This window comes from Parvibium lacunae, assembly GCF_003335215.1.
In the GTDB taxonomy this organism is placed as follows: Bacteria; Pseudomonadota; Gammaproteobacteria; order Burkholderiales; family Burkholderiaceae_D; genus Parvibium; species Parvibium lacunae.
In genome coordinates this window covers 378,673-394,156 of the sequence record NZ_QPGB01000002.1, presented here as the reverse complement: position 1 = coordinate 394,156, position 15,484 = coordinate 378,673, and the positions used below count along the sequence as shown (strand labels likewise).

At 57.1% G+C, this 15,484-nt stretch carries 17 protein-coding genes; 7 read left to right on the top strand and 10 right to left on the bottom strand.

Going from position 1 to position 15,484, the window contains the following annotated elements; translation table 11 throughout:
• Positions 1-28: 28 nt before the first annotated feature.
• The 6 genes from hemC to DU000_RS05940 are packed head-to-tail and all read left to right on the top strand — an operon-like array spanning position 29 to position 5,750.
• The gene (gene hemC / locus DU000_RS05965) at positions 29-1,114 is read left to right on the top strand and encodes a hydroxymethylbilane synthase (protein ID WP_114402446.1); all 1,086 of its coding nucleotides are present in this window, start codon (positions 29-31) and stop codon (positions 1,112-1,114) included.
• Positions 1,111-1,983: a uroporphyrinogen-III synthase gene (locus DU000_RS05960; RefSeq protein WP_114402445.1), complete on the top strand. Its 873-nt coding sequence runs from the start codon at positions 1,111-1,113 to the stop codon at positions 1,981-1,983. The genes hemC and DU000_RS05960 overlap by 4 nt, the downstream gene beginning before the upstream one ends.
• A 44-nt stretch (positions 1,984-2,027) precedes the next feature.
• Positions 2,028-3,242 carry a uroporphyrinogen-III C-methyltransferase gene (locus DU000_RS05955; protein ID WP_114402444.1) on the top strand — a complete coding sequence of 405 codons (1,215 nt, stop codon included), beginning with the start codon at positions 2,028-2,030 and terminating at the stop codon, positions 3,240-3,242.
• 12 nt (positions 3,243-3,254) lie between these two features.
• A complete protein-coding gene (locus DU000_RS05950; protein WP_114402443.1) occupies positions 3,255-4,502 on the top strand; it encodes a heme biosynthesis HemY N-terminal domain-containing protein in 1,248 nt (415 codons plus the stop codon).
• Positions 4,492-5,169, top strand: a complete 678-nt coding sequence (locus DU000_RS05945; protein WP_114402442.1) for a chromate transporter — start codon at positions 4,492-4,494, stop codon at positions 5,167-5,169. The genes DU000_RS05950 and DU000_RS05945 overlap by 11 nt, the downstream gene beginning before the upstream one ends.
• Positions 5,169-5,750 (top strand): chromate transporter, encoded by a 582-nt coding sequence (locus DU000_RS05940; protein WP_114402786.1) that lies wholly within the window; start codon positions 5,169-5,171, stop codon positions 5,748-5,750. The genes DU000_RS05945 and DU000_RS05940 overlap by 1 nt, the downstream gene beginning before the upstream one ends.
• A gap of 84 nt (positions 5,751-5,834) precedes the next feature.
• Here DU000_RS05940 and DU000_RS05935 read toward each other — a convergent pair whose 3' ends face one another.
• From DU000_RS05935 to bamE, 8 genes are read right to left on the bottom strand one after another with little or no spacing between them, the layout of a single operon-like run.
• A complete protein-coding gene (locus tag DU000_RS05935) occupies positions 5,835-6,521 on the bottom strand; it encodes an ABC transporter ATP-binding protein (RefSeq protein WP_114402441.1) in 687 nt (228 codons plus the stop codon).
• 22 nt (positions 6,522-6,543) lie between these two features.
• Positions 6,544-7,218: a molybdate ABC transporter permease subunit gene (gene modB, locus DU000_RS05930; RefSeq protein WP_114402440.1), complete on the bottom strand. Its 675-nt coding sequence runs from the start codon at positions 7,216-7,218 to the stop codon at positions 6,544-6,546.
• Positions 7,219-7,224: 6 nt separating this feature from the next.
• Complete coding sequence (gene modA / locus DU000_RS05925) at positions 7,225-8,028, bottom strand: molybdate ABC transporter substrate-binding protein (protein ID WP_114402439.1); 804 nt, start codon at positions 8,026-8,028, stop codon at positions 7,225-7,227.
• A gap of 1 nt (position 8,029) precedes the next feature.
• A complete protein-coding gene (locus DU000_RS05920; RefSeq protein WP_114402438.1) occupies positions 8,030-8,452 on the bottom strand; it encodes an ExbD/TolR family protein in 423 nt (140 codons plus the stop codon).
• A gap of 2 nt (positions 8,453-8,454) precedes the next feature.
• Positions 8,455-9,189: a MotA/TolQ/ExbB proton channel family protein gene (locus tag DU000_RS05915; RefSeq protein ID WP_114402437.1), complete on the bottom strand. Its 735-nt coding sequence runs from the start codon at positions 9,187-9,189 to the stop codon at positions 8,455-8,457.
• 36 nt (positions 9,190-9,225) lie between these two features.
• Positions 9,226-10,086, bottom strand: coding sequence for an energy transducer TonB (locus tag DU000_RS05910; protein WP_114402436.1), 861 nt, complete (start codon positions 10,084-10,086; stop codon positions 9,226-9,228).
• Complete coding sequence (gene dapB / locus DU000_RS05905; RefSeq protein WP_114402435.1) at positions 10,076-10,897, bottom strand: 4-hydroxy-tetrahydrodipicolinate reductase; 822 nt, start codon at positions 10,895-10,897, stop codon at positions 10,076-10,078. Before dapB ends, DU000_RS05910 begins: the two co-directional genes overlap by 11 nt.
• A 3-nt stretch (positions 10,898-10,900) precedes the next feature.
• Complete coding sequence (gene bamE, locus DU000_RS05900) at positions 10,901-12,016, bottom strand: outer membrane protein assembly factor BamE domain-containing protein (protein ID WP_114402434.1); 1,116 nt, start codon at positions 12,014-12,016, stop codon at positions 10,901-10,903.
• A gap of 194 nt (positions 12,017-12,210) precedes the next feature.
• Between bamE and fur the strand changes: the two genes are divergently transcribed.
• Complete coding sequence (gene fur, locus DU000_RS05895) at positions 12,211-12,651, top strand: ferric iron uptake transcriptional regulator (protein ID WP_114402433.1); 441 nt, start codon at positions 12,211-12,213, stop codon at positions 12,649-12,651.
• Between the two features lie 48 nt (positions 12,652-12,699).
• On the opposite strand, the gene recN is transcribed toward fur, so the two are convergent.
• Positions 12,700-14,349, bottom strand: coding sequence for a DNA repair protein RecN (gene recN, locus DU000_RS05890; RefSeq protein ID WP_114402432.1), 1,650 nt, complete (start codon positions 14,347-14,349; stop codon positions 12,700-12,702).
• Positions 14,350-14,369: 20 nt separating this feature from the next.
• Positions 14,370-15,332: an NAD kinase gene (locus DU000_RS05885; protein ID WP_240001817.1), complete on the bottom strand. Its 963-nt coding sequence runs from the start codon at positions 15,330-15,332 to the stop codon at positions 14,370-14,372.
• Positions 15,333-15,484 lie beyond the last annotated feature (152 nt).

Sequence of the window (15,484 nt, the reverse complement as noted above, 5' to 3'; positions counted from 1 at the left end):
GCGTTTGTCTGTTTTCGCTACCAACATCATGTCCTTCTCTACGCCGCTGCATGCTCTTTCCTCTCCTGTGTCCGATGCGTCACAGGCCTCCCCCTCGCGGTTGATCATTGCGACTCGTGAGAGTCGGCTGGCACTCTGGCAGGCGGAGCATGTGCGCGAGCGGCTCCAGCGGCTTTATCCGGACTGTCAGGTCGAGTTGCTTGGCATGACCACGCGCGGCGACCAGATTCTTGATCGAAGCCTGGCCAAGGTTGGAGGTAAAGGCTTGTTTATCAAAGAGCTGGAAGTGGCCTTAGCAGCGGGCGCGGCTGATCTGGCGGTGCATTCGCTAAAAGATGTTCCCATGCAATTAGAGCCAGACTTTAGCCTTGCAGCGATTCTGGAACGGGCTGATCCGCGTGATGCCTTGGTGTCTAACGATTACGCCAGTTTGGCCGAGCTACCGGCGGGCGCGATTGTTGGCACCAGCAGTATGCGTCGTGCTGCGCAAATTTCCCATCAGTTTCCCGCATTACGCATAGAGCCCTTACGGGGCAATCTGGATACGCGCCTGGCAAAACTCGATCGCGGCGAATACCAGGCGATTGTGTTAGCGGCGGCGGGGCTTAAGCGGCTCGGCTTGGCGCAGCGCATTCGCGCCATTTTACCGACCGAGCAGAGTTTGCCCGCCCCCGCGCAAGGGGCCTTGGGCATCGAGTGTTTGCGGCAGCGTACCGACATTCAGCGTTGGCTCGCGCCGCTGCAAGACCCCCAAACGACGCTGTGCGCCTCTGCCGAGCGCGCACTGGCGCGGCTGTTGGGCGGTAGTTGTCAGGTTCCGTTGGCCGCTTATGCACAGCTATTGCCCCAAGGTCAGGGCAGCGCGAAACTGATCTTACGTGGTTTGGTGGCCGCGCCAACTGGTCAAAGCATCATTCAAGAGCAAGCGTCAGTGATGTTGGATACTTGGCCTTGCCTGCCTGATCAGGCGGTTTGGCAGGCCCATTTGACGGCAGCCGACGCCTTGGGGCAACGTGTGGCCGCAGCCTTGCTGGCCGGTGGGGCGGCGCCAATTTTAGAGGCTTGCTTGCAGGCCGATAATACCGCCCAGCCCAGCGCCAGCAGCATCCCATGAGTCACCTGCCCGCGTTGACGCCGTTGCCGATCCTGGTCGTCACCCGCCCGTTGGCGCAGGCGATCCACAGTGTGGCCCGACTGCAAGCGGCTGGCTACGCTGCCTGGGCCTTGCCGACACTAGAAATTACGGGCTTGGCTGATGAGCCGGCGCAACAACAGCTAGCCCAAGCCTTGGCGGCTTTACCGACCTATGATTTGGTGATTTGGGTAAGCCCAAATGCGATTTTGATGTCTGTGACTGCAGCCCCGACTTTGCTCACAACTTGGCCGGCGACCACGACGATTGCGGTGTTGGGGCCGGGTAGCTTGCAAACCCTACAAACCGAGGGCCTAGCCCCGACTGTCTCAGTGTTTTCCCCGCAGGGCGCAACTTCCAACGCGCCAGCCGAGACCGCTCGCTATGACTCGGAAACGCTCTGGCAAGTGCTGAACGAGCACTACCTGCCGCGCACCGTGAGCGGGAAATGGGCGGCGCAGCGTGTGTTAATCCTGCGCGGACAGGGCGGGCGTGAGTGGCTTGCTCGGCAATTACAAACGGCAGGGGCAGTGGTGGATGTTGTCGCTTGTTATGCGCGTCGCTGCCCGCCATTAACCGCCCCCCAACAAACCACCCTGCGAGGGTGGCAAGCGGTGCAACAGCCCCTGGCCTGGGTGCTCAGCAGCAGTGAGGGCGCCAGTAATCTCATCAGCATGCTTGAGATGGGCGGTATCTCGCTGTCTTGGGCGCGGCGCCAGCCGGTTTGGGTGCCTCACCCGCGCATCGCCGAACGGGCCAAAACGTTGGGTTTTCTCGACATTCACCTGTGTGGCACAGGCGATAGCGGATTAATCGATTCTCTGGCGCAAGCCAGGCGCGATTCCGCATAGATCAGCGATTAGAATGGGGTGATATTCGATTTACTGTGCATCGTATGACTTCCACTGATTCCCCGCATTCCACTACTCCCTCAGCTGCCACAAGCGCCCCCCCCGATTCCGAACGGGCACCGGACGCTGCGCCGACCGCGCCATACATCATTCGACAAACCCGTGGCTTGCCTTTTTCAGCCGCTTGGCGTCGGCGTTTGCTATTTGGCGTATTGGCACTGTTGGTGGGGGCCAGCATTTATCAAATCAATGCGCTTGACCATGTGCAGCGTGAGTTGGCCCGGCGTGTGCAAGACAATGATGCGGTGTCGCAAGAGGCGCGTTTGTTTGCCAAAGAAGCCAGCAATGCAGTGCGCGATATCCAGAACCGTATTGCGCAAATGGAAGAGCGGATTGCGACGTCGCAGAGCCAACAGTTAGCCCTTGAGCAGCTCTACCGCGATCTGTCACAAAGCCGCGATGATTGGTTGCTTACGGAAATTGAGCAAACTCTTCAAGTCGCCAATCAACAGCTACAGCTCAGTGGCAATGTCGCCGGCGCACTGGCTGCCTTGCAGACGGCAGATACCCGGCTGGCGCGGGTTGATCGGCCGCAATACCTACCGCTGCGCAAAGCCTTAGCGCAAGACATGGATCGACTCAAACTCTTGCCACAGTTAGATCTAGCGGGCATGGCGGTCAAGTTGGATAACTTGGTATTGGCGGTCGATGCACTGCCCCTACTGGCGGATAGCCAGCATGACGTGGCTGAGCCCGTGGTGGGCAAGACCAGCAACAGCGCTGCCGCCCTGGCGGCGCCGCCAGCCCCAGTGCCCGAGACTGAGATCACCTTCAAGGGGGAAGCCCCTTGGCAGATAGCCTGGTTACGGCTACAGCATACCGTGATAACGGCGGCGGCAAAAATCTGGGCACAATTACGTGAACTGATTCGCGTGCGCGAAGTGGATACCCCAGAGGCGCTGCTACTCAGCCCGAATCAGGCCTATTTCGTGCGCGAGAATTTCAAACTACGTTTGCTGAATGCCCGACTGGCGCTGATGTCGCGTAACGAAGAGGCCTTCCGTGCCGATATTCGCCAGGCCCAAGACTGGTTGCAGCGTTACTTTGATGGTCAGCAAAAAAGTGTGACACTGGTCGCACAACAATTGCAGGGCCTCGGTAGTACGACGCTCAGTATTCAATTGCCGACCCTGAGTGACAGCCTGACGACGGTGCGTAAGCTCGGCAGCAATGTGACCCCGGCCAAGGTTCAAAAATAACAGGCGCAAGCGATGAAACCTTTATTGCGTTTTTTGCTGCTCGCAACCTTGGCCATCCTGTTGGCCCTGCTCACCCAGTGCAATCATGGCAATGTGGTGTTGCTCGTGCCACCGCAACGTATTGATTTATCGCTGAACCTGTTTTTGCTTTTGCTGATCGTTTTATTTGCAGCGCTCTATGCCCTGCTCCGTATGTTGGCGGCAGCCCGCCGCTGGCCACAGCAAGCTCGTTTGTGGCGGCAGACGCGCCTGCAAAAACAAGCTTTGCAAGCCATGCGGGAGGCCTTGCAAGCCTTTTATGAAGGGCGTTTTGCGCGGGCCGAGCGCTTGGCACAAAGTGCTACCGTGTTACCAGATTGGGCACCATTGGCACAGATTTTAGCGGCACGCGCAGCCCAGCGGATGCAGGAATACACGCGCGCCACCCACATTCTTGAGCAACTCAATATGCTGGTGGAGCCTGCGACGCCCTTACGCACCGCAATATTAATGACCCGGGCTGAAATGCAGCTTGATCAGCGCGATGCAGAAGGCGCACTCGACACGATTGCGGCCCTACAGCGCAGCGGTGCGCGCCATATTGCTGCGCTACGGATTGCCGTGCGGGCGCAGCAACTGGCAGGAAATTGGCTCGCTGTCTTGAAACAACTGCGCATTCTAAGCAAACGCGAAGCCTTGCATCCTGTCGCCCTCGCGCAAATGCGCCTCAATGCGTGCCGCAAACTATTGACTGAGTCTAAACAAGATGGTGAGCATTTACTGGCTCTATGGCGAGATTTCCCGCTGCAAGAACGCCAGCAGCCCCTTATTGCTGCGTTAGCGGCGCGTGCTTTTTTACGAGAGGGAATGGTTCCGGCAGCGATAGAAACCCTAGAAACCGCGCTCGCGCATGATTGGCAAGCCGATCTCCTAACCCTCTACAGCGATTGCGCTACCCACCCGCAAGCCACCACGCCCCTGATTCGTCACCTATTGGCACAGGCAGAAACCTGGCAACACACCCACCCGACCGATACAGCCCTGTTGGCGGCGTTGGGGCACATTTGCCTGGCCTTGCAGCTGTGGGGCAAAGCCAAGTCTTATCTTGAGCATGCCCTGAAACTGGCACACCTGCCCCAGGTGCAGGCCAGACTACATTTGGCCCTCGGCCAGCTAGCAGAAAAAACTAACTCACCCTCTGCGGCTGAGAACGAACTGACCGCGCTGGGGCACTATCGGCAAGCCGCTCAATTGGCCTTGCAGGCAACTGATGCAGATTGATTCAAACGCGCCCACTGCTGCCGGCGCGCCACGTCCAAGCTCGATTTGGGCTGTCTATGTCACCTTTACCTGGCTCGCGTTGCAAGGCTTTGGCGGGGTCTTGGCGGTGGTCCATCGAGTCTTGGTGGAAGAAAAACGCTGGCTCTCAGAGCAGGAGTTTGTTGAGGAATGGTCGGTCGCCCAGATTTTGCCCGGTCCTAACGTGGTTAACCTGGCGTTGGTGTTGGGGCGGCGCTATTTTGGTTGGCGCGGGGCGGCCGCCGCGCTGGCAGGCATGTTGAGCGTGCCGTTTTGTCTGGTGCTGATCCTCGCTTTCCTCTACGCCCAATTTGCCCAACATGCCTTGGTCGCAGCCGCCTTGCGCGGCATGTCGGCGGTGGCCGCAGGCTTGATCATTGCCACTGGCCTGAAACTGCTGCCAACGCTGCATCAGCATCCGCTAGGGTGGCGCTGGGCAAGCGTGCTGATGGTCTTGGCATGGCTGGCTGTAGCCGTGCTGCGTTGGCCTTTATTTTTTGTGTTGCTTGGCTTAGGGAGCTTGTTATATATCGCCTCATATTGGCGGCTGCATCAACAGCAGCAAGCGACGCGCTCGCCATTGACTCAGGGGCCCCAGCGAGCGGGAGGCGATAGCGATAGCCGCGATCGCAACGGGCGCGGACAATGATGACGCCGATTACTTTAGCCCCCCATGACTGGCTTTGGCTCTGCCTGCATTTTTTGGGCTTGTCCCTGTTGTCGGTAGGCGGCGCGATTACGACCGTCGCTGATATGCACCGCTATTTGGTCGATCAACAAACCTGGCTCACCGATGCCCAGTTCACCAGTGCCATTGCCTTGGCGCAAGCAGCACCAGGGCCAAACATCTTATTTGTCGCCTTGCTCGGGTGGCAAATAGGCAGCAATGCGGGCGGCCCTCTGTGGGGCTTGCTGGGGGCCTTGTTTACCCTGGGTAGTATTTTGCTGCCCAGCACGACCCTGACTTACTACACGGCAAGCTGGCTACAGCGCCACAGCCACAGCCTCGCTGTGCGTGCCTTCAAACAAGGGTTAACGCCCGTTGTGATCGGCTTACTGATTGCCACGGGCTGTGTGATTGCGACCGCGCACAACGAGCTGCAGACCGATTGGCCTTATTGGGGCATTACTGCGATAAGCGCCGGATTGGTTTGGCGCACGCGCTTACCCATGTTGGGGTTGCTAATCGCCGGCGCGCTAATCAGCATGGCATTAACTATGTCAATATAAATCCTACCGTCATATTGCCTCGTTTGGTGGGGAGCCCATGCCAACACGCTTTGAGACTCAATAACATCAGCCCTCAAGCCTCGCCTACCCGGCATGAAGCCGACCCTGTTGCAGGCGATAAACCGCCTCTCCAAACTGGGCGAGGTCGTCGGGGTCATGGCTGATCAATAACAGCGGTAGAGCTAATTGGCGTTGTAATCGATCAAGCTCGGCACGGGCTTGAGCGCGCAGGTCATGATCGAGTGCGGCAAAAGGCTCATCCAGCAGTAGCGCATCTGGTTGTATGACTAAGGCCCGCGCTAACGCAACCCGTTGTTGTTGCCCTCCTGAAAGTTGGTTTGGGTAAGCCTGGGCTAGGGGGGTTAGGGCCAAGGCCTCAAGCCAGTGGCCTACGGCGGGTGGGCAAGGGTGTCGAGGTGGGTTACGCCAACCCGTGGTGAGGCCAAACGCAATATTTTGCTGTACGGTCAGGTGTGGGAAAAGACCATAGTGTTGTGAGACATAGCCGAGTCGGCGCGCAGCGGGGGCGAGATTGAGCACAGGGGTGCTGCTGCTATCAAAGAGCACGCGTTCACGCAGGCAAATTTTGCCGCAGTCGGGGCTGAGTAAGCCGGCAATAAGTTTGATGAGGGTTGTTTTTCCTGCACCTGAAGGGCCGGTTAACACGACGCGATGCTGGTCACTGGTCAGGTGAATGTCCAGGCAAAACCCTGCTGCCGTACTATCGTCGTGCGCGGGAAATGACTTTTTTAGGGTGAGTTCAAACATCATGGCGCTGATTTATCGGTGGGGATCAGATTTGCCGTAACGCGCGGGGCATCAGTCGCTGCGCCAGCAGCAGTAGACTAATACAGGTCAATGACATGAGCGCGACCAGCCAGGCCGCCAGGGTATCTTGCCCGGCTTGCACCGCTTCGTAAACTGCAATAGAGAGCGTCTGAGTCTGGCCAGGAATGCTCCCGGCAATCATCAGGGTGGCACCAAACTCGCCAAAGGCACGCGTAAAGGCCAACAAGCCACCGGCGAGAATGCCACGGCTGGCGAGCGGCAGGCTGACGCGGAAAAAGACGGCACACGCCGACAAGCCCAGGCTTTGTGCGGTTTGTTCCAATTGGGTATCGACGCTTTCAAAGGCGGCACGCGCCGACTTATAGACCAGTGGTAACGCGATCACACTGGCCGCGATCACGGCGCCTTGCCAGGTGAAAATCAGCCTCACGCCAAACCAGGACTCCAGCCATTGGCCGAGCCACCCCTGCCGCCCGAGCACAACCAGCAGGTAGTACCCCAATACGGTGGGCGGTAAGACCATCGGTAATAGCAGTAGGCTGTCGAGCAGGGCTTGCCCGCGCCAGCGCCAGTGCGCCAGGGTGTAGCCGAGTAGTACGCCGATTACCAGCGCAATCAGACAGGCCCAGCTAGCGACTTTAAGCGAGAGCAGGAAGGCTGGCGCGAGTTGCGTGATCATGTTGATTTAGGGAGCTGACGCTGTTGGCATTAAAAAGCCAAACTGCTGCAAGCGCTGCTGGCCTTGGGGGCCACGCACAAAGGCAATAAAGCGTGCGGCGAGCGACGCTTGCTGGCTTTGCTGTACTTGGGCAATCGGGTAGGTGATTTGCGGATCATGCGACCAAGTATGAAGGATGCGTACCCGGTTGGGCTGGCTTAAGGCATCGGTGAGGTAGACGAATCCCGCGTCGACTTCCGCTCGGGCGACGTAATCCAGCGCTTGCCTGACGTGCTGGGCATAGACGATTTTTGGGGTAAGGGTTGGCCATAATTGGGCGGTTTCTAGCACATGCTTGGCGTAGCGCCCTGCGGGCACTGTGGTGGGCTGGCCGAGGGCGATACGGGTTACGTTGGGGTGTGCTAAATCCGCCAGCCGTTCGATCTTCGGGCTGCTGGTGGGCACAACGGCAGGCACCACCAACACCAGTTGATTGCGTGCAAAGTTTGCTCGGCTGGCGGGGCGAATGAGGCCTTGCTGCTGTGCTTTGTCCATCGATTCTTGATCGGCGGTGGCGATCACATCGACCGGTGCGCCACGCATGATTTGCTGAATCAAAATTTCCGAGGCAGCGAAATTGTAGCGAATCTGGGTGCCAGGATGCTGCTGTTCAAAATCCTGGGCAAGCGCCTGAAAGGCTGGGCTGAGGCTGGCCGCGGCCGACACCAGCAAGGCATTTGTTGCCTCACTCGCCACCGCCTTTTCCACCCAATTTCCCACCCAAAAAGAAGTGCTTAAGGCAAGGAAAAAACGTAAGTGAGCAAACCGCATCTTATTTGGCCGTTTTTTGTTCCGTTACAAACCCGATTTTACTCATGCCGGCTTGTTGCGCGGCGGCCATGAGCTGCGCAACTTTTTCATAGCGCACGGCTTGATCGGCCCGCAAATGGATTTCCGGTTGCGGTTGGCGGCGGCTGGCTTGTTGTAGGCGCTCAGCAATATCAGTCAGACTGAGGGAGTCATTGTTCCAGTAATAGAGCCCGTTGGCATCAATCGAGAGCCGGATCGTTTCTGGCTGCTCCGCCGCAGGTGCGGCTTTGGCATCGGGCAGATCAAGCTTGACGGCATGCGTAAAGAGTGGCGCCGTGATGATAAAAATAACCAAGAGAACCAGCATCACATCCACCAGCGGGGTGGTGTTGATCTCCGACATCGGCTGTCCCCCAGCATTTGATTCAAAGCCACCGAACGCCATAATTACGCTCCAATTTTCGCGGGGGAATCAGCGCCCTCATGCGCAGGCCGTAGCGGGCGTGAGAGTTGCTGGCCGGTGGTGTAGTAGGCATGCAAATCATGCGCAAAGCCATCCAGGTCAGCCAGAATCAGCCGATTAACCCGGGTAAAGGCATTGTAGGCAAGCACGGCAGGAATCGCGACAGCAAGCCCCGCTGCGGTCATGATGAGGGCTTCACCGACAGGCCCAGCGACTTTATCAATCATGATCTGCCCGCTACCGGCAATACTAAGCAGGGCATGGTAGATACCCCAGACGGTACCAAACAAACCAATAAACGGCGCTGTGCTGCCGACTGATGCCAGTAAGGTTTGTCCTGACTCTAGCCGCGCCGCGTTGCGGTTGATGGCTTGTCGTAAGCTACGTGTGATCAATTCAGAGGGATCAATTTGGGTGTTCAAGCTTGGCGCACTGCTCTGACTCAATTGTGCAGCTTGTGCGCTTGCCTGTGCTAAGTCGCTGAACAGACCATCGGCATCGCTGGTCTGAATTTGTCGTAACGCATCAGGCATGCTACTGGCCGCCCAAAAGTGGGATAAAGTTTGCTGACTTTGCCGCCGCACCCGCCAACTCAGCCAGGCTTTGCCGAGAATGTAGTACCAACTGACGATTGAGAGAATCAGCAGTAAATAGGCGACGCTGTGTGAAACGCTATCCGCCTGCTGCCAGAAGTGGCTCAGTCCGAGATTGTTATCCATAGGTGTGAACTCCCTTATTAATAGGCGCTGTTTCGATCAACCCCGATTCAGCATACGTTTGCAGCTTGCGCCCCCAACCTGGGTGGGACGCTCTTGCCCCTCCTCATTCAGCACGAAAGGAAAGGGGATGAGGACAACTGCGCTGACTGCTTCGCCATCACGCCAGGCGGGGCTGAATAACCAGTTACCGCCGTTAATACTGTTGAGGGCCGCCCGATCAAGGCTGGCGTAGCCGCTGCTGGCATGCACTTTGGTCAACGCCGGCTGCACTTTGCCATCACTGCCTACCGTAACGGTGAGCACCACTCGCCCTTCTTGTTCATTGCGGATTGCCAGCGCGGGGTAAATCGGTCGCTCTCCCTGTAAACATACCACGCCTTGGCTTGCCCCTCCAGCCTTGGCTGCTGCGGGTGCGTTGCTCGCAACCCCACTTGGTACCGGGGGCGCAATCGCTGCGTTACTGTTTGCAGATAGAGCGGGCGCGCTGTTGCTGGGCGCAGTGGCGTTGCTGATGGGGCTGTTCATTGGGCTGCTCACAGGGCTGGCTGGGGCGGCAGATTCAGCTCCCTGAGCTTGCGCTGGCGTGCTGGGGGTTACTGGCATTGAAGGCGCGTTCGCAGGGCGCTGAGTGGGCGTTGCACTGGCATTTGAGCGAAGGGGCGGCGGTGATTGCTGCGCGATGGCTGGCGGTAGTGTAGCCGGTGCCGTCAGCGCGGAATACGGGGCAAGTCGCGCGGGTTCATTTTGCAGGAGCACAACTTGCAAGGGCGGCGGCGCAGCTTGCCGAGCCAAGTGCAGCCACTGATCTAAATGAATGAGTAAACCACCATGCAGCAAGACAACGACAAGCAGTTGCCCGCCCCGCAACCAAGGTGAGGCAGGTTGCTTAATCGGCACTTTCCGCACTTAAGCCCAGCACGTCCTGCATGGTGTAAAGGCCGGTGGGCTTGTCGCGCAGGAAACGGGCGGCGCGAAGGGAGCCATGCGCATAGCCCACGCGGCTGGAGGATTTATGGCTGATCTCGACACGCTCACCGAGCGCTGCGAATAAAACGGTGTGATCGCCAACGACATCACCACCACGAATCGTCGCAAAGCCAATCGTATTCGGATCACGTTCTCCGGTGATTCCTTCGCGCCCATAGACCGCACAGGTTTTGAGGTCGCGCCCGAGTGCGTTCGCGATCACCTCACCCATGCCCAGTGCGGTGCCCGAAGGCGCATCGACTTTATATCGATGGTGCGCTTCAATAATTTCAATATCGTAGCCTTCATTGAGAATGCGGGCCGCGACGTCGAGTAGTTTGAAGACGGCGTTGACCCCGACACTCATGTTGGGGGCAAAGACAATCGCAATTTCTTGACTCGCCGCTGCGATTGCTGCTTTCCCGGCGTCATCAAAGCCGGTAGTGCCAATGATCAACTTGACTCCATGTTGTCGGCAGTAAGCCAGGTGTTCGAGGGTTCCCTCTGGGCGGGTGAAATCAATCAGAAAATCCGCCTGCGCCAACCCTTCCGCTAAATTATCGGTAATGCGCACGCCACTGTTTTTGCCCAGATAGGCTGCCGCATCATGTCCAATCGCCGGGTTGCCGGGTCGGTCTAAGGCCCCGACTAATTCAGCCTCGCTGCTATTCAGCACAGTTTCAATTAACATTTTGCCCATGCGGCCAGTGCTGCCTGCGATGGCAATTTTCAATTTGCTCATGATTTATTGTGGGGTAAATTGTTCAAACTCGATTAACCAGCGGCCTTCTGGACCCGAGGCTTTTCGCATGAGCAAGGTTTTTGTCCCGCGCTCACGCTGTAAATCCGATTCATAGGTTTGTTGAAAGACGAGCTTGGCTTGCTTGTCCGGTTGTTGACTCAAAAGTTGCAGAGTCAATTGGCTAATCGTGACATTGACGCGGCTGGCTCTGGTCAGGCGTTCGCGTCGGCCGCGCTCCCATTCTGCACGGCTCATATTGCCGACTTGATAACTCGGACTATAAAAACTGAGGTACGGACCAGGGAGTCGGTTGATCCAGGCTTGTCGCCAAGCTTCCAAGGTTTCACGCAGAGCCCGTTCATCCGCCGCATCCAAGACCAGCGCCAGCGGTTGTTGTGCATTTCCGGTGGTGGTGGTGATGACTTGGCTGGCCTGGCTGCTGGGGAGTGGTGGGCTTTCTGGTACGGACTCACTTGCCGCAGTCACCGGCGCGTTGGCCGGTGGACGGGCGCTGACATCAGCATAAGCAGGTATGCTAGGCTTGGGGCGTGTATCAGCTTGCTCGGCGTTGGCCGGATCTGTGGCCAGTGGGTCGAGCGCATTTTGTAGTTTCTCGACTTTAACGTCTTGGGGGGTGCGGCCAACGGTAACAATGGTTTGTTGGCCTTTATTTTCGGTAGGTTGCGTGTCACCACCAAAGCGGGTTAACCGATCATTCTCAAACACGACTGCAAAATTGCGTAGCTCAACTTGCCCGGTCCCACGCTGCAAACGAAACACATATTCCCAGCGATTCGGGCGGAAAGGGTCGGTCACCAGCGGGGTGCCCAGGATAAAGCGCACTTGGTCAGGGGTCATGCCGAGTTTGAGTTGGGCGACCATCTCTTGCGAAATCATGTTGCCCTGTTGGACGTCAATTCGGTAGGTTTTCATGAAACGCGGCACATACTGATCAACCGTACTGCAGCCGCCGACCGCTAGCATCAGTAAGCCACCGAGGGAATACATTATTGTTTGGGCGCAGCGCCGAACGAGAGATTGTTCAGTCACGGGCGCGGCAGGCAGTGCCGTCGAGCCAAGGCAGCGAGGCCGGAAAAAAGCAAAAGAAGAAAGATTCATGCGATGCCCAAACCTGCAGAGGCGAGATAAAAGCGTTATGATAAAGGAAATACGAGGCACTATGGACGTTGCTGAAGGCGATTCTACTCAGTGTCCCGCTGCCTGCTCGTTCTGGCCCAATCGCTGTGCATGGCTTAACATATGACATGTGCACTGATTGGATTAGCCAGATTACCCAACTGTCCCTGTCCGCTATGCCGAATTCGCATTCACATGACCTTAAAAGCAGTGGCTTGAAAGTCACGCTACCCCGCCAAAAAATTTTGGAAATCTTCCAGCAGACCACGCAGCGTCATATGAGTGCGGAAGATGTCTATAAACGACTCTTGCTAGAAAATATGGATATTGGCCTGGCGACCGTCTACCGTGTGTTGACCCAGTTTGAGCAAGCGGGGCTATTGACCCGCAGCAACTTCGAATCGGGCAAAGCGGTGTTCGAGCTGAATGAGGGGGAGCACCATGATCATTTGGTGTGCTTGACCTGCGGCCGCGTTGAAGAATTTTTTGACGAGCAAATCGAGAAGCGGCAACAAAAAATCGCAACCGAGCGCGGCTTCGCGCTGCAAGACCATGCACTATCGCTCTACGGCGTTTGCCAAAAAACGGACTGTGAGCATCATCCTCGGCGTAAATGAGGCTGGCTATAATCGAGTTGGCTAGACAGGTGCGGTGAAGACCAGCGATTAGTCAATTTGCAACATTTCTTGCGCGTGTTGGCGGGTGGTGGGGGTGATGTTAACCCCGCCTAGCATACGGGCAATTTCTTCTACCCGCTCTGTGCGAGTTAATACCTGAATCTGACTGCGCGTTTGACCGTCTGTGGTGGTCTTTTTGACCATAAAGTGATGCTGACCCTGCGCCGCAACTTGGGCCAGATGCGTGACACAGAGTACTTGTCGAACTTCGCCCAACTGCGCCAATCGCTGCCCAACCACCTCGGCGACGGCCCCGCCAATGCCACTATCGACTTCATCAAAAATCAACGTAGCTACCGGTGTTGCCTCGCTGGTGATCACGGAGAGCGCTAGGCTGATCCGGGCTAATTCACCGCCAGAAGCCACTTTGCTCAGAGGGCGTGGCGCCACGCCAGCATGGCCAGCAAAGAGAAATTCAATATCTTCCAAGCCATGTGCAGCAGGTTCTTTGCGTGGTGCTAAGTGAATAGCACACTGCCCGCCGTTGAGGTTGAGTGTCTGCATCGCGGTGGTGACCGCTTGTGCCAATGTGGCGGCAGCAGTCGCACGTGCCTGCGAGAGCTGTTGGGCGTGCTGCCGGTAGGTGGCTTCTGCGGCAGCTACGGCTTGCGTCAGGGCGTCAAGATCGCTGCTGGCATGGAGCGCTGCCAATTGGGTTTGCCAGACTGCTTGTTGGGCCAACAGCGTTTCGGGGGCGAGGCGCAGTTTACGGCTGCAGTCATAGATGGCTTGCATGCGCTGTTCAAGCGCGACCAAGCGTTGCGGATCAAGCTCTGTTTGCTGGCTGTAATCGGTTAAGGCGTAACTGGCCTCTTGCGCATGGATGCGGGCCGCTTCCAGCAGTTCGATCGAGGCTTGCAGACGGTTGTCATAACGGCTTGCTTGCTGTAGGCGCTGGATCAGTGCTTGCAGTTGATCAATGACCGCTTCATCATTTTCTGTCAGCACGGCGGTTGCTTGTGTTGCCGCTTCGAGCAGTTGTGCAGCATGGGCCAGCCGCTGCTGCTCAAGTTGGATGGTTTCCCATTCTTGTTCAGCCAGATCCAGTTGGCTGATTTGGGCGATTTGCCATTCGAGCTGTTCTCGCTCGCGTCGCAATTGGCTCGCATTTTCTTGCGCGTGTTGGAGTTGCTGTGCCAGCCGCTGCCAGGTTTGGTAGTGTTGTGCCACTTGCTTGACCAGCATACCTTGTTGGGCGTGTTCATCCAGCAGGGCACGCTGTGCCTCTGGCTTCAAGAGTGATTGATGGGCATGTTGCCCGTGGATATCAACCAGTCGCTCACTGAGTGCCCGCAGTTGTGTTAGGGTCACGACAGAACCGTTTACAAACGCCTTACTGCGCCCGCTGTGATCCAGGGTGCGCCGTAGAATGAGCGTCTCTTCTTCGTCAATGGATTGTGTCTGCAGCCAGTCACGGCTCTGGGGCGTGGGCTGAAACTCGGCACTGATTTCAGTTTTATCGGCGCCTTGACGAATCATGCCTGCCTCACCTTTAGCACCGAGTGCTAAGCCAAGGGCATCGAGCAAAATCGACTTGCCGGCACCCGTTTCCCCGGTAAGCACCGTAAAACCGGCATGGAAATCAAGGCTGAGTTGGTCAACCAGGACAAAATCACGAATATGGAGCGAGAGCAACATAAAGCGGTAACGAAAATAAGTTAACTGGCCTTGCCTTCGAGCAGGGGGTTGATACTCCAATGGAGCTTGGCTCGCAGCATGCCAAAATAATCGTACCCTGGCGGGTGCAGTAAACGGATACTGTGCTGAGCGCGCTTGATGGTAATTCGGTCGCCATCTTGTAGCTCGGTGAGGGATTGCATATCGAAGTGGACACTCATGTTGCGGCCACTGCGAATAATCATTTCTACGGCCACATCATTGGGGAGTGTGATGGGGCGATTGGTGAGCGAGTGGGGCGCAACGGGAACTAGGGTAATCCCAGCAAGGCGCGGGTGCAAAATAGGCCCGCCCGCAGAGAGCGCGTAAGCCGTCGAGCCGGTTGGGGTCGCCAAAATCAGCCCATCTGCCCGCAGGGTTGTCATGGGTTCGCCGTCTACCAGTACGCTGACCTCAATCATGCCCCCAGTGCCCCCCCGGCTGACGACCACATCATTCAAAGCCAGCGCTTTGAAGCAGCTCTCGTTCGCGCGCCAGACTTCGGCTTCTAGTAGGGCCCGTCGTTCTTCAATCGCTTGCCCAGCCAGAATCGCTTGCAGGTCAGGTTGCCAGCCTTGCAACGGGATATCTGTCATGAACCCCAGACGTCCTTGATTGATTCCGATCAAAGGGATGTCGTAGGGGGCAAATTGTCGGGCAATCCCAAGCAGGGTGCCATCTCCCCCCAAAACGATCGCGGCATCAACGGTTTGGCCTAGCGTGACCAAATCAGCATGCGGCAGATGGGGGAGGTGGGTTTGCTCGGCGGTTTTCTCATCGAGCCAGACTTGATGTCCTGCTGCTTGCAAGTAGCTAGCGATCTCGTGAATGGGGTGCGCAATGTCCGGCATACCCGCGTTGGGAGTGCTGGCAAGACTGCGGCTGTATTTGCCGATCAACGCTAACTTGGCTTGGGCTGGCAGGGAAGAAGTAGGTCGCATCATATTCCAAAAGGGGGTTTGCATGCAGCAACCATTAAAGCATAAACTTTTATCACGCGGCAGGCTCCGCTTGGCTTTTTACTGGTAAAGTTGGTAACGTGATCTGTTGCTTGCATGGGTGAGCGACACGTCAACTCAGAATGCCTGATTATTATGCTGATCTTTTTTGTTGCTGG

Bases quoted from the DNA above. Each gene is read 5' to 3' on its own strand.
- hemC (WP_114402446.1), top strand. From the start codon at position 29: ATGTCCTTCTCTACGCCGCTGCATGCTCTTTCCTCTCCTGTGTCCGAT.
- DU000_RS05960 (WP_114402445.1), top strand. From the start codon at position 1,111: ATGAGTCACCTGCCCGCGTTGACGCCGTTGCCGATCCTGGTCGTCACC.
- DU000_RS05955 (WP_114402444.1), top strand. From the start codon at position 2,028: ATGACTTCCACTGATTCCCCGCATTCCACTACTCCCTCAGCTGCCACA.
- DU000_RS05950 (WP_114402443.1), top strand. From the start codon at position 3,255: ATGAAACCTTTATTGCGTTTTTTGCTGCTCGCAACCTTGGCCATCCTG.
- DU000_RS05945 (WP_114402442.1), top strand. From the start codon at position 4,492: ATGCAGATTGATTCAAACGCGCCCACTGCTGCCGGCGCGCCACGTCCA.
- DU000_RS05940 (WP_114402786.1), top strand. From the start codon at position 5,169: ATGACGCCGATTACTTTAGCCCCCCATGACTGGCTTTGGCTCTGCCTG.
- DU000_RS05935 (WP_114402441.1), bottom strand. From the start codon at position 6,521: ATGATGTTTGAACTCACCCTAAAAAAGTCATTTCCCGCGCACGACGAT.
- modB (WP_114402440.1), bottom strand. From the start codon at position 7,218: ATGATCACGCAACTCGCGCCAGCCTTCCTGCTCTCGCTTAAAGTCGCT.
- modA (WP_114402439.1), bottom strand. From the start codon at position 8,028: ATGCGGTTTGCTCACTTACGTTTTTTCCTTGCCTTAAGCACTTCTTTT.
- DU000_RS05920 (WP_114402438.1), bottom strand. From the start codon at position 8,452: ATGGCGTTCGGTGGCTTTGAATCAAATGCTGGGGGACAGCCGATGTCG.
- DU000_RS05915 (WP_114402437.1), bottom strand. From the start codon at position 9,189: ATGGATAACAATCTCGGACTGAGCCACTTCTGGCAGCAGGCGGATAGC.
- dapB (WP_114402435.1), bottom strand. From the start codon at position 10,897: ATGAGCAAATTGAAAATTGCCATCGCAGGCAGCACTGGCCGCATGGGC.
- bamE (WP_114402434.1), bottom strand. From the start codon at position 12,016: ATGAATCTTTCTTCTTTTGCTTTTTTCCGGCCTCGCTGCCTTGGCTCG.
- fur (WP_114402433.1), top strand. From the start codon at position 12,211: ATGCCGAATTCGCATTCACATGACCTTAAAAGCAGTGGCTTGAAAGTC.
- recN (WP_114402432.1), bottom strand. From the start codon at position 14,349: ATGTTGCTCTCGCTCCATATTCGTGATTTTGTCCTGGTTGACCAACTC.
- DU000_RS05885 (WP_240001817.1), bottom strand. From the start codon at position 15,332: ATGCAAACCCCCTTTTGGAATATGATGCGACCTACTTCTTCCCTGCCA.